This is a genomic window from Bradyrhizobium canariense (assembly GCF_018130465.1).
Classification (GTDB): domain Bacteria; phylum Pseudomonadota; class Alphaproteobacteria; order Rhizobiales; family Xanthobacteraceae; genus Bradyrhizobium; species Bradyrhizobium canariense_C.
Genome location: NZ_JAFCKJ010000013.1, coordinates 166463 through 179318, shown reverse-complemented (window position 1 = coordinate 179318; position 12856 = coordinate 166463). Strand labels below are relative to the sequence as shown.

At 62.5% G+C, this 12856-nt stretch carries 14 protein-coding genes; 7 read left to right on the top strand and 7 right to left on the bottom strand.

Annotated elements, in window-relative coordinates; genetic code table 11:
- The first annotated feature begins 177 nt into the window (after positions 1-177).
- From JQ591_RS28295 to JQ591_RS28285, 3 genes are read left to right on the top strand one after another with little or no spacing between them, the layout of a single operon-like run.
- The gene (locus JQ591_RS28295; RefSeq protein WP_249137796.1) at positions 178-744 is read left to right on the top strand and encodes a hypothetical protein; all 567 of its coding nucleotides are present in this window, start codon (positions 178-180) and stop codon (positions 742-744) included.
- Between the two features lie 19 nt (positions 745-763).
- Positions 764-2989: a GNVR domain-containing protein gene (locus JQ591_RS28290; RefSeq protein WP_211399284.1), complete on the top strand. Its 2226-nt coding sequence runs from the start codon at positions 764-766 to the stop codon at positions 2987-2989.
- On the top strand, positions 2973-3770 hold the full coding sequence (locus JQ591_RS28285) for a hypothetical protein (protein ID WP_211399283.1): 798 nt from the start codon (positions 2973-2975) through the stop codon (positions 3768-3770). The genes JQ591_RS28290 and JQ591_RS28285 overlap by 17 nt, the downstream gene beginning before the upstream one ends.
- A gap of 185 nt (positions 3771-3955) precedes the next feature.
- Here JQ591_RS28285 and JQ591_RS28280 read toward each other — a convergent pair whose 3' ends face one another.
- The gene (locus JQ591_RS28280; RefSeq protein ID WP_349630413.1) at positions 3956-5380 is read right to left on the bottom strand and encodes an undecaprenyl-phosphate glucose phosphotransferase; all 1425 of its coding nucleotides are present in this window, start codon (positions 5378-5380) and stop codon (positions 3956-3958) included.
- A 347-nt stretch (positions 5381-5727) separates the two neighbouring features.
- On the opposite strand from JQ591_RS28280, the gene JQ591_RS28275 reads away from it, so the two are divergent.
- Positions 5728-6009, top strand: a complete 282-nt coding sequence (locus JQ591_RS28275) for a hypothetical protein (RefSeq protein ID WP_349630412.1) — start codon at positions 5728-5730, stop codon at positions 6007-6009.
- A gap of 171 nt (positions 6010-6180) precedes the next feature.
- Positions 6181-6915 (top strand): metallophosphoesterase family protein, encoded by a 735-nt coding sequence (locus tag JQ591_RS28270; protein ID WP_211399280.1) that lies wholly within the window; start codon positions 6181-6183, stop codon positions 6913-6915.
- A 39-nt stretch (positions 6916-6954) separates the two neighbouring features.
- Here the strand turns inward: JQ591_RS28270 and JQ591_RS28265 are convergent, their stop codons facing one another.
- The 3 genes from JQ591_RS28265 to JQ591_RS28255 form a co-directional block, all read right to left on the bottom strand.
- Positions 6955-7377 carry a hypothetical protein gene (locus JQ591_RS28265; RefSeq protein WP_211399279.1) on the bottom strand — a complete coding sequence of 141 codons (423 nt, stop codon included), beginning with the start codon at positions 7375-7377 and terminating at the stop codon, positions 6955-6957.
- 51 nt (positions 7378-7428) lie between these two features.
- The gene (locus JQ591_RS28260; RefSeq protein ID WP_211399278.1) at positions 7429-7746 is read right to left on the bottom strand and encodes a hypothetical protein; all 318 of its coding nucleotides are present in this window, start codon (positions 7744-7746) and stop codon (positions 7429-7431) included.
- A 208-nt stretch (positions 7747-7954) separates the two neighbouring features.
- On the bottom strand, positions 7955-8212 hold the full coding sequence (locus JQ591_RS28255; protein WP_211399313.1) for a hypothetical protein: 258 nt from the start codon (positions 8210-8212) through the stop codon (positions 7955-7957).
- A 678-nt stretch (positions 8213-8890) separates the two neighbouring features.
- Between JQ591_RS28255 and JQ591_RS28250 the strand changes: the two genes are divergently transcribed.
- Positions 8891-9064, top strand: a complete 174-nt coding sequence (locus JQ591_RS28250; protein WP_197031142.1) for a hypothetical protein — start codon at positions 8891-8893, stop codon at positions 9062-9064.
- Between the two features lie 610 nt (positions 9065-9674).
- Positions 9675-10040 (top strand): VanZ family protein, encoded by a 366-nt coding sequence (locus JQ591_RS28245; RefSeq protein WP_211399277.1) that lies wholly within the window; start codon positions 9675-9677, stop codon positions 10038-10040.
- Positions 10041-10124: 84 nt separating this feature from the next.
- Here JQ591_RS28245 and JQ591_RS28240 read toward each other — a convergent pair whose 3' ends face one another.
- The 3 genes from JQ591_RS28240 to JQ591_RS28230 form a co-directional block, all read right to left on the bottom strand.
- The gene (locus JQ591_RS28240) at positions 10125-10340 is read right to left on the bottom strand and encodes a hypothetical protein (RefSeq protein ID WP_249137794.1); all 216 of its coding nucleotides are present in this window, start codon (positions 10338-10340) and stop codon (positions 10125-10127) included.
- A gap of 195 nt (positions 10341-10535) precedes the next feature.
- A complete protein-coding gene (locus tag JQ591_RS28235; protein WP_211399305.1) occupies positions 10536-10979 on the bottom strand; it encodes a hypothetical protein in 444 nt (147 codons plus the stop codon).
- Positions 10980-11128: 149 nt separating this feature from the next.
- Positions 11129-12856, bottom strand: coding sequence for a chemotaxis protein (locus JQ591_RS28230; protein WP_211399275.1), 1728 nt, complete (start codon positions 12854-12856; stop codon positions 11129-11131).

Genomic DNA, 12856 nt, shown 5'->3' with positions numbered 1-12856 from the left:
CTAAGAGGCGCAACGCGAACCGGCGTCCCCCCGTAAGGGATTGCAACAAAATCGAAAAATGACTTGGCAGGACGCTTCGTTTCCCGCTAATTTTGCATCGCACAAAAATTTGACATACTTTATGCGCAACAAACGGTTCTTATAAGACTTCCAGCGTAGTCGGCGACCGTAAGCGAGATGGAAGACAATTTGCCCCAGTCGATGATTGAAGCTGGCCGCCGATCCATCATCGTGATGGGCGTGGCCGTCGCAATGCTGTGTGCGCTGGCCGATGTCGCCGGTGCGCAATGCGTCGATCGTTCGGAGCGGGCGGCCCAGATCGCGCTCGACGCCTTCGTGGCGGAGCCCAGCTCCCTCCTGGTCCAGCTGCGCAGCGAGAAAGACAAACTATCGGGCCGGCTTCAGGGCTACCTGGTCAGCGACATTTCCGTGCTCAAGGCGGTTCAAAATCTGACCCGCGCCGCGACCCAGGCTGACCGCGCCTCGATCGGGATCGCGCTTCACCGTGCTGAAATCCGCTGCCGCTCGAGCAAGCCTGCGTTTGCACAGAAAATCAGCGATTTCGTCGCCAAGCTGCACGACAGCTCGGTGCTTGCGGGATATTCCTCCGAGCCCGACGACGCATCGCCACTCCCTCCGCCGACGACAGCCAACCTGCCCGCCAAGTCCGGGGCTGGCCTGCTGTCAGGCGAATTCAAGACTGAGATTGCCGATCCTTTCGCCGCCATGCCGCTTCCCGAATAGCCATCGAGCGCCCTGACAGATGTTTCAACCTCGCGACCAATTCCAGCCCCGCCCCAAATACGCCATCGAGCTCGGCGGAGCGACTCTCAGCGCCGACCGGGTGTTCGACATCGTGCGCCGCCAATGGCCGTTGATCGCTTCGATCGTGGGAGCCGCGCTGGCACTCGTCATCCTCTATCTGCTGGCGGCGACGCCGATGTACACCGCGAACGCCCGCATCCTGATGGATACGAGGCAGACCCAGGTGCTCGACAAGGACAGCGGCATGGCGAATGCCCTGATCGATACCGGCTTTGTCGACAGCCAGGTGGAGATCATTCAGTCCGACGATCTCATCCTTTCCATCGTTCGCCGTCTGAAGCTCGCGGATGACCCCGAGTACAACGGCTCCGAGCCGGGAGTGCCCGCACTGGTCATCGGCAAGCTTCTCTCGTTGCTCGGATCGGATGGTCCGGCGTCGAAAGACAAGATCGAGCGTAACGCGGTCGAAACCATTCAGAGAAACCTCAAGGTCGAGCGGGTTCTGACCACCTACGTCCTTTCGGTTTCGTTCCGGTCGATGAAGCCGGACAAGGCCGCCGTCATCGCCAATGCGATCTCGGACGCCTATATCGTCGGGGCGCTCGAGGCGAAGTACCAGTCGACCAAGCGCGCCGGCGAATGGCTGCAGCAGCGCAGCGCAGAACTGCGCGAACAGGCGACTGCAAGCGACCGCGCGGTGCAGACGTTCAAGGCCCAGAACAATATCGTTGGAACCAGCCGCGGCCTGATGAGCGAGCAGCAGTTGACTGACGTCAACACGCAGCTCGTGACCGCCCGCGCCGCGACCGCTGAGGCCAAGGCTCGCCTCGACCGGATCGAGGCGCTGCTCGACAAGGATCTGGTCCAGCCGACGGTGACGGACGCCCTCAACAACACCGTGATCACGCGCCTGCGAGCGCAGTATCTCGACCTTGCGGCCCAATATGCCGATTGGTCGACCCGCTATGGCAAGACTCACCAGGCTGCGGTCAATCTGGCAAATCGCATGGAAGAGCTGCGCAAGGCGATCGCGGACGAAGTGCGCCGGATCGCGGACGCCTATCGCAGCGAGTACGAGATCGCCAAGAGCCGCGAGACGTCGCTGGACGAAAACCTCAAGAGCCTCGTCTCCCAGGCCGGCAGCACCAGCCAGGCGCAGGTCAAGCTGCGCGACCTCGAGAGCGCCGCCGATACCTATCGCAATCTCTACAACAACTTCCTCGAGAAGCTCCAGAACGCCACGCAGAACCAGAGCTTCCCGATCAGCGAGGCGCGCATGATCGGCACCGCCGTCAAGCCCGACAAGAAGAGCTCGCCCAAGACGTTGCTGGCGTTGATTGGCGGCCTGTTCGGCGGATTGTGCTTCGGCTTCGGCGCAGCCTTCGCCAAGGAACTGCTCAGCGACGTGCTGAGGTCACCGAACGATGTCGAAGACCTGCTCGGCGTGAAGTGCCTTGGCGTTCTTCCGGACATTCGCGCCGCGGGCCAGCTTGTGAAGGCTGCGGACGGCTCTGCGGCGGACGCAGCGATCTCAAGCTATGTCGTCGACCATCCGTTCTCGCGATTTGCCGAGACGCTGCGGAATATCAAGGTCTCGATCGACGTCGCGCGGCTACAACGTGACGTCAAGGTGATCGGCATCCTGTCGTCCCTTCCGAAGGAAGGAAAGACGACGGTCGCGGCCAATTTCGGTCACCTGACCGCGCTGACCGGGCACCGCACGCTGCTCATCGACGGCGACCTCCATACAAGGTCGCTCACGCGAGAGCTCGCCCCCCACGCCAAGAGCGGCCTGGTCGAAGCCCTGAAGGATCCTCGCTCGTTCGGTTACCATATCCAGCGCAGCAAGGAGAGCGGCTTGGACTTCCTGCCCTCCTTCGTCGCGTCACGAATGGTGAACTCTGCGGACGTCATCGCATCCAAGTCGATGGCGGACCTGCTTGCAGTGGTGCGCGAGGAGTACGAATACATCATCATCGACCTGGCGCCGGTGATGCCCGTCGCGGACGCCAAGGCCGTCAGCCACCTCGTCGACGCGATGGTCTATGTGATCGAGTGGGGCCGCACCAGCCGCAACGCGCTGCAGGAGTCGATGGCTAGCTCCGAGGGTATCCAGAAGAAGCTGCTGGGCGCCGTTCTCAACCGGGCCAATCCGAAGATGCTGAAGCGGATCGAAGCCTATAAGGGCTCGCATTACGGCAGCTACTATGTCGAAGGAGCCTAGCGCGCCGGTTGCGCGCCAGCGGTCGGAGCGGGGTTATCGCCGGCTTCTGCTCGGCACGAACGCCGCTCTTGCGGCCTGCGCAATGGCATGGGTCGCATACGTTGCGCCCAATCTGACATCTCCCGCTATTCCACAGATCGCCGGCCGGATTTCGCGCGGTGAGCAATACGATCTGGATCGGCTCAGGCAAATCGTGGCGGAGAACCTGCCGGCTGCACGGCTGCAATGCGGCGCCAAGACGATGCGGGAGCTTCTGTTGCTGCAGCTTGCCATCGCCGACGAGTCGATGCGCAGCGACAGCCTGAAGCAAGCTGACGCCGATACCGAGGCGGTTGCTTCCTCGAGCCGTGCGCTGCTGCTCTGCGCGCCCTCCGAAGGGCTTGGCTGGCTTGGCAGCTACTGGTCGGCAATACGTCGGGAGGGCTTCGGGCCGCGGGCGACGGCTCTTCTCGGCCTCTCCTACGCGTTCGCACCTCACGAAGCCTGGCTCCAGCTCATTCGTGCACCGCAGGCTCTTCGCGTCTACGGCGCGCTATCGCCGGAGCTGAAGAACAATGCGATCCAGGACTTCACCGACATCTTTGGAGCGCGGCTGTTCCCGAGCGCGGCCGCCGTCTATCAGGCAGCAGCGACGAGCGCCCGTGCTGATCTTCTCGACCGTACATGTAACGCGCCGGAAACCGACCGGGAGCTATTTCGGCGTTACGTCACGGACAAGGGCCTACAACTCCGACATCGCTGCTACCCGTCGGACGACCGACCTGCATACTTGCGGGACTAGCGTTTTCGAGCGAAGTGGAGACCGGTTCGCGGGAAGAAAACGCGTCAAGATATAAGCTGGACTTCGGTTCCGATTCAATCAGACCCGATATTGCTCCAGCAAGATCCCTGCGCCTTGCACGGAAAAATCCGGCGCGCTCCTGCCAATGAGCAGCGCGCGCCGGAGGACAATTGACGACGAGCGGCTTAGTAGGCTTCCTGATGGATCAGCGCCAGCGCGGTCTTCAGGATGATCCTGACGTCGAGCCAGATGCTCCAATTGCTGACGTACCAGACGTCGTACTCAACCCGCTTTTCCATCAGGTCGATGGTCGGCGTCTCGCCGCGGAAGCCGTTGACCTGGGCCCAACCGGTCAGGCCGGGCTTCATATGATGCCGGTAGACGTAATTGCTGATGAGCTGATCATAGTAATTGTCGTGCGCGAGCGCATGCGGGCGCGGTCCGACCAGCGACATCTCGCCGCGAAGGACGTTCCAGAGCTGCGGCAGCTCGTCGATGCTGGTCCGCCGCAACACGCGACCGACCCGCGTTACCCGCACGTCGCTCTTCGTCGCCTGCGTGACGACATGACCGTTTTCCGCCACCGTCATGGAGCGGAATTTCCAGATCTGGAATTGCTTGCCGTTGAACCCGCGACGGGACTGCCTGAAGATCACGCTGCCCTTCGAATCGAGCTTGATCATGATCGCGGCCGTCACCAGCAGCGGCGCCAGCAACAGCAGGGCGAACGAGGCGAGGCCGATATCGAGACAGCGCTTTTGCGCCTGTTCGAAGACGCTGAGCGGCGCACGCTGGATCTCGATCGCGACCGTGCCGCTGACCGGCTGGAACGGACGCGAGACCAGGTCGGCGATCGGGAAATCCGGCAGAAGGCGGATCGGCTGAGGGACCACGCGCAGATGCTGGCTCAGTTTCTGGAGAAGAGGCATTTCGTCCCAGTCAACGACCAGGAGATATTCTTCCACATCCGCAGTCCGCGCCTGACGGACGATATCGCGAATCTCGCGATCCCAGCCGGCGCCCTCTTCGGAAGGCTCGAGCACGAAATGCCGCACGACGTTGAAGCCGTGCTTGCGCAGATCCTTGAAGCGGCTCGATGTGAAATCGAGGGGCTTGAGGCTGAGCAGGACCACTTTCCGGTCGACCAGGCGCCCCTTGGCATAGCTCGACGTGAACGCCAGACGCCACAGCACGCGGAGACCGCCCAAGGCAACGCCACCGGTCGCAGCAAACAACAGGGTGGTTCCGCGCGATAGATCCGCGGACGATTTAAGCAGAAAAGCCTCGACCGCGAGAATGGTCAGCGAGATCAACCAGACCGCCAGAGCCTTGCGCAGCTGCCAGATCGTGCTCAAGAGGCGATGATGATCGTAGACACCCTGGAAGTACGCGATGGTCACGAACACCGCGCCGACGACGAGACCTGCTCCGACGGACGAATCCTGTTCGGTCACGAGAACGCGATAGAGACCGCTCGCCACGAAATAGCTAAGCAGCACCGCAACGAAGTCACCGGCGATCAAGGCTACCTGCAGGGGCCTCTGGAGGGCACCGCGTCGGTTCGATATACCCGAATAATAGTTTTCCGAACCGTAAGTTGCTACAGCCATCCGAACCTCGCTGCCTCGTCACGCATCGCAATGGAGAATTGCGAGTAAATCGATCCGATTTTTTTCTACGTGCGTCCGAAGTATATCTTAACTAAACAAAGCGACATTGCGGCAGTGCAACGAAAAAATCAAATCGATTTTCGTGCAACGCAGCGCCGCGACAATGGAATGCTCAAAGTCCTGTCACACACGTGACAATTATGCGGGCATGTCGCCGCGTTTGTTATCAAATCGCGGCATATTCGCGCAGAATTGCGCGCGCATTTGAACGGCTGTTCAACCATTCCGCTTAAGCGGGTATTAGGCCGCCGCCATTAACACTCGTGACCAATTCAAGGAGTTGTGTCGTGAGTACCGTTGCCGTTTTCAGCCTGTTGATCGGATCGTTGCTGGGAGGCCGATTCCGAGTCTTCATCCTGCCGCCCGCCATCGTTCTTGGTGGGGCCATCCTCGGTGCGGGCTCGGCCTGGCAGGGATATGATTCGGCTCACACCGTTGTTACGATTCTCGTCTTTGCGGTGGTGCTCCAGCTTGGTTATGTCTGCGGCGCGGCTCTGCTCCGCGTGCGGGCGGCCGCCTATCGCAGCAAGGCCGCCGCGCCGTCGTTCGACGGCCAAAGCTTCGGCTAATTCGGCGGGAGAGCGGCGGGATCGACGATTCGCGAGAACCCGCGGATGATCGATCAGGCGTACGAATGAGCATTCACGAGCAGAGGTAGAGAAAAAAGCGACCCGTGGCGGCCCGATTTCGTCGATAATGTATTGACATCTCGGGCGAAGGTCTCTGAAGAGTTGGACCCCATGCCCACGACCGCGCCTCCAAATTCGCCCCGGCCGAAGCTACCGAACGGCGTGCGCATCTATGCGATCAGCGACATCCACGGCTGCGCGCATCTGCTCGAACAGATGTTCGCCGTCATCGATGCGGACATGGCGAACAGCCGCCCTTATCGCGCGATCGAGGTGTTCCTCGGCGACTATATCGATCGCGGTCCGGACTCCCGCCACACCCTCGATCTCCTGATCAGGCGCAGCCGCCACCGCAACACCGTCTTTCTCAAGGGCAATCACGAGGCCTATGTCACCTCGGTGCTGGAGGACCCCTCGCGCGCCCCTGAATGGTTTCAGATCGGCGGACTCCAGACCTTGATGTCATATGGCGTGTCGGCCGCGCCGGGCCTCAGCAAGGACGAGCAGTCCGATCTCGTGCGCGAGCTCACATCCGCGATGCCGCCGGAGCACGTCACTTTCCTGCGTCAGTTGCGACCGACATTCACATGCGGCGACTTCTTCTTCGTCCATGCGGGGGTGCGTCCTGGAATTCCGCTCTCCGAACAACGCGAGGCGGACCTGCTGTGGATCAGGGACGAATTCCTCCAGAGCAAGCGGCGCTTCGGCAAATACGTCGTGCACGGTCACACGCCGGTGCGGCAGGCCGAGCTGCTCGAGAACCGCGCCAACATCGATACAGGGGCCTATGCCACGGGAAATCTGACGCTGCTGTCCATCCAGGGCAACAGCATGCTCGCGATCTAGCCGCAACGGCTCGCCGTGGCGCTATGCGCTGCGCCGACCTTAATTGGTGGAGCTTGCCGGAGGCCGGTACTCCGGAAAGCGGCTCAGCATCGCCGCCTTCAGGAACCTGAAATGAGCGATCGAGGCGCCGAGCTCCTTGAGCCGTCGCTGACCGTTCAAGATCTCCTTGTCGAACAGATCCTGGTGGTGATTGTCGAGCGCCTCACGCTCGAGATATTCGTCATCGCCATTGCCGAAGGTCACGGCGGCCCGCGCCAGCACGTCTTCCACCCGGCGGTTCAGGCCCGACTGTTCCCGCTCCGCCGCGTGCAGGGCGTCCTCGATCGCGATCATGATCGCTTCGATGCGCGAGTGATCGGTCTCGGCGTCACGCTCGGGCGAGCGCGCGCGGAACGTCTGCTCCCCCCCGAAACGGTCTTTCAGGAAGTTATGGGTGCGGGCCCGCAGGAAGAGTTGAAACATGCGTGCATTTTCCGGTTCGAGGCGCCAGACCAGAAAATGGGTCCGGGATAGTTAATAAAGGTTGAATCCTCCCCGGGTCTCCGCCCGGCTTTGCGCCATCCAGGCCTTCCAGGCGCCCTCGTGCTTCTCGTAGAGCTCGAGCCGGCGCCGCTCGCCGGCATCCGGCCACAAATCACGGCCGTGGGAGGCGGCGTGCACGCCTCCTTGGCCGGGCGCCTGCCCGCTGTCGAGCCGCTCGAACTCGAACGTCTCCTCGGGCGTCAGGCCGATCAGGACCCGCCGGCCTCCCGCATCGACGAAATATCGCCGGGGTGCGTTGTTCGTCGTCGGGCCAGTCATGGTCGGGCCAGTCATCGTCGAGCCAGTCATGGCGTCCCCCGCGATCTCATCATGATCCACGCACCTCCGCCGCGGCGCCCGCTGCAAGATGATTGTAAATCCTCAGTATGCACGCCACGCCTTTGCGACAGTCTCATCTTCGAGTTGTGTCGAGATCATGATGAGCGCCGCTGATTTTCTCGCCATGCCAGCGATTTTTTGGGCAGCATCGTGCATGCTAAGCGACCGGCCGCGCGCTTCAACCGAAAAACCAGAGGAACAATCTCACCAGCAACAGCGTGATGAAATACACCCAGCCCGCCATCGCGATCAGCGCAACGCTGAAAAACGCGCCCTCAAATGCCCGCTCTCTGATCTTGGAGAGAGGAAGTGCCGCTAGCGCTCTCTGAAGCATCTCGGTCTTCTGATTTGTTCGTGGTTGTTTGCGCGCGACCATAGCCGAACGAATTCGACGATCTCGTGACGAGCCGTCTGAGAGAAGCGCAATGCTGCTCATCGAGATCGTTATCGCATGCATGCGTCACGATTGGATCGATTCTCGATGCAAGCCATTGCGATCAACGCCATGCGATGATTCAATCCATCGTTGATTCCGCGACGAGCCGTCACGACGACGATTCCCGGTCGCGCGCAAGTGATCACGGCGAGATGATGTCTCCCGTTTGGCACGACGTCCGCCACCCGTGGGACCGGTTCGCCCCCACCGCGCCATCCATTGTCAAGTCGATGTGACCGGCACGGGCTTCGCGTACATATGAAGGGCATGGTCCTGGCCGGGCGAACCGGTTCCCGGCTCGACGCCGCCACCGCCATGGTTCTCGAAGCAGATCCCTTCTGTCTTCGATGAGCCGACGATCCATCGGCCGCTGTTCGCGGTATCGGGTATCCTCATCATCACGGCGCCACAGGACCGGCCGCCGCTCGGCGACCGCTCTCCGATCGGCGCGCACATCAGCAAAACTCCGTGGTTATACGGAACGTCAGCCGGCGAATTCATCGCGGTAAGGTTGAGCGGTTAGCTTAACCGGCGTTGTTTGTTGCGAACGCCGCGGGATCGCATATCCATCTTCGCACCGGGCTCCCCAGACCCGGCCCCACCCAGGCACAGCCGTCGAGCGCACGTGGGTCCGCTTGGCGGCTTTGTCGTTGTGTCGACGAGAGGATGATTTCAGTTATGGCGCGCAGGCCCTGGTCGTTCAAGGAAGACCGCCGGCTGATGGAGTTGGCCAAGTCTTCGACTTCGCTGGAAGAAGCAGCGAAACTTCTCGGGCGCTCGCCCGATGCGGTCAAGCGCATGGCCCTGCGCCTCGGCCTGTCGCTGAAGTCCAAGAGCTCCAAGAAGAGCTAGCCTCCTTCGCGCCGGCCGTGCGCGACGCATGATGGACGGGCGCGGCTGCCTCATCGACCGAGGAACGAAAGACGCCGATCGACGCAGCCCGAACGCCTTCAGCGCTCTCGATCTCTCGGCTTCTCGATGTTAAGCTATCCGGCGACCAAGATTGAATGTCGCCCCTTTCCGGCGGAAGATCGTCACGCGATTGGCTTCGATACCGCTCGGTCGTTATTGGAGGAATGCATCATGTTGTCCCGCGCACTCGCCGTAGCTTTGCTCCTGGCTCTGCCTTCAGTGGCGTCGGCGCAAGTCCCCGTGCGGTTCGGATTTCCGAATGGCGCGCCATGGTGCGCATTTGGTTTCGATTGCAGATTCCTGAATTACCGGGAATGCGCGGACTGGATCTATGATCCCGCGCGAAACTGCCTCAAGAATCCGTACTTCGCGGCCCACTACCCGACCAATGTCGACCAGGGCTGGTCCTACAATCGGCGTTGAACGTCGGTCCCTGCGGACGCTTCAGGTCGCCCGCGAACCTCGGTTCATGTCCTCGAAAGATTTTGAACCTTAACGATGTTCTTGGCTTTCGAGAGCGGCGAACCGGCCGAACGGCTATGCTGGCGGCATGCGCCGCAACCATCTCATCGCAGCCGCGGCAATCTGCCTCGTGCTGATCATCTATGCCACGCTCGCCAAGCTCGCGGGCAGGCCGGCGCTCGTGGGCCATGCGGAAGCCTATTGGGTCGTGGTGATCGAGCGCTTCAGCGCCTACGGCCTCTTGGGCTTCCTTCTGTCTTTCCTGCTGCCGGGACGGCTCAAACTGGCTTGCGCCTTCGTGGTCGCCGTCGCAATCGGGCTCGAGATATTGCAGGCGGTGACGCCGGATCGCGATCCCCGTTTGATCGACGTGTTGCAAAAGGCGGCAGGCGGCACCGTCGGCGTCCTTCTGGCTCAATCCATTCTGGCTTTTCTACCGAGACCGCCGTCCTGAAGCGCGATGGGATTCGAATGAATCGTCATCGCGCTTGAGCTTTTTGCTTCGAAAAAACTGTCGATTGCTGCCGGATCGGCGGGCTTACGCCACTCCGCGCCCGACGCTTGCCGGATCGGCTGCGACAACTCCCGACATCTGCCGATGCGCATCGCGCAACGCGGCGATCGCATCGTCGAGGTCGAAATCGGCTTCACGAATGGTCTCGAAAAACCGGGCCATCAATGCGGCGTTCAGCTTGACGCGGGTGTTCCCGTCGCGGCTCTTGCGGCGATCGAGCGACAGATGCAGCGCCTGCATCCTGGCCTCGGCGGCACTACAGCCGCTGAGTGTCCCTAGTTCGTCGTATGTCATCCAGATCTGAGGCATGTCCCTGTCCGTCTTTTTGTTGTGGGCCTCAACCTAGATTTCAGCTCTAAAAGCAGAGTTGACGCAGTGCGATCGCACCATGTTTTCGCGACAACAGCGTCAACGTAAAACTAAGACGCGGGCGCCTTAAGAGAGGGTCGCTTTGGGCGGCGTGAACGGATGGTGCGGCCGGGAACGGCTGTCGAGGCCCTTGGGCAATTTGCCATTGAGTTTCACGACCGCGCATCGGGCGTCGCTGGCCGGCGCATCTTCCTGGCTGTAGATCAGCGTCGCCTCGAACGTCACATCGGGTGCTTCCCTGGCCGTTCCCGAGCAGGTCGCCATCGCGCCGCTGCACACGCCCGCGAGCTTGAGCTCGACCTCGTCAGGGCCGAACACGGTCGGCGGTCCCTCGGCATGTCGCCGCGTGGTCAGAACCGCCGTGAAGCGTTGCTCGTCGATTCGATAAGAGCCGCCATACGTGAAGAAGCTGTCGCTGCCGGAGATTCGCCCCTCCGCCAGATGCACGACGCCCGTGCCCTGACCGCGCGGGGTCCTGAACCATGCAGCGTATTTGCCGTCTCTCAGCATGAAAACATCCGCCGTGAAATTCAAACGTATTTGCAACCAACTCTGGGGCGCGACAATGACCGACGCGGCAAGCATTCCGCCACGGTTAACGCCTTGCAAAACCAACCGGTCAAATTGCTGCCGACGCGCGATGCGATGCCGACAGCGAGTTAAAATAATTCTATGCCGTCATCGGCGGTCTCGACCGCCTCGACCCGGCGCGCGGCGGCGATCGACGCCAGCCCCAGCGCTTGAAGGAATTCCCGGTGGACGGCCCGCTCGCGCTCCATGGTGTAGTGCGCGAACAGATCGTCGAGCATCGCTTCGTCCTCTGCATGGGGCTTCGGCCGCAGTGCGCCCGCGCTCGCAGTCTCGAGGCGCGCGGCGACCGCGGGCAATGCCGCGGAGCTGTCGCCGAGCGTGGTCATCAGGCCTTGCGCCGAATTCATCAGACGCTCGAACTCCGCGCCCTCGTCGACGAGCCGGCTCATCAGCTTGCCGAGCCGTTCGTTGCCGGCCTCGACCTCGCGCAGCGCCTGGAGGATCTGCGGCTCGAGGTTGGTGAGCTGCGTGGGATCGCCCTGCACGCGGAGCTCCTTCAACTCCCTGGCCGACCGCTCGATGCCGTCGAGCACGGGCCGCAGGCGCCCTGCGCCCGCCGAGACCTGGTCGGCGGTCGCCTTGAGCTCGTTGGCGATGACGACGAAGGCACTGCCGCGGCTGCCGAGATGGCTTGCCTTGAGGCCGGCGTTCATTCCGATCAGCGTGATGTCGACGCTCGCCTCGGCGAGGCCGGCGATCGCGTGGCGAAATTTTGCCAGCGTGTCCTCGACGATCGCGAGCGCCTCGTCGACCGAGCGGCCGGCACCCTCGCAGGTCGCGATCAGGGTCGAGGCGTGCGCCAGCGTCTGCTTGATGCGCGCCAGGAACGACGACGAGCCACCATCCTCACCGCCGAACAGCGTGCGGCCGTGGCCGACGACGCTTCCCGCATCGTGCAGGATGGCCGTCAGCGCGCGAACGATCTGGCCGATGTCGCCGCCGAACTCGCGCTGGGCGTCCCTGAGCAGGGCCGCCTGCAACAGGCAGATCGCGCGCGCGCCGTCGTCGCTCGCAACCGGTTCGGGAACGAGGTTCGGGGCGGAGCCCGACACCAGGCCGAGGCCGTGAGAGACGTGCTCGAGACGCTGGCGTGTGCTGTCTCCCGCCTGCAGGGAAATGATGGCGCTGCCGACCGCCTCGGCGATCTTTTTGGTGCTGCTGCTGGCAAGAACGGCGAGCTGGCTGCTGTTGCGGCGCTGGTCGCGCAATCCCGAATAGGCTGCTCCGAGCTCGGCGCTCTCCGACACCAGTTGGTTCCCGTAACGGCTCTCGAACTCCTTCTGCCGGCCGGAGGCGGTGGCGACCGCTTCCGACAGGCGCTGCTGATCCCGCGCGCAGCCCTCGATCGAACGCTGCACCGCCTTGCCGAGATCGTAGGCCTCCTGCGTGAAGGCCAGAAAACCCTCCCGGTCGCCGTCGAGCGAAGCCGCCTCGATCCGCGCGCTGCGCGCGATGATGGTGATCATCTGGATGTGCTTGAACAGCGGCTTGAGCAGCGAAGACGCCTGCGCGGTGCTCGTGCCGATCGTCGCAAGCAGGGCGCTCTCGGCCGGGAGTGCCTGCGCAAGCTCGCTGAGCCGTGCGGCGATCTCCTGTAGCGCCGTCGCCGCCCCCTCGATCTCGGCGCCCGCGAGCTCCTCGGAGAGCGTCGCGAGGCCCTGGTTCAGCTCCTTGAAGATGAGGTGGCCGCGCCCAAGCTCGTGGCCGACCCGCGCAAAGACCTCCTCGATCCGCGACGAGACGTCATCGATCGCGGCGGTCGCCTCGGCGAGCGTATTGGCAGGAATGGCAGACAT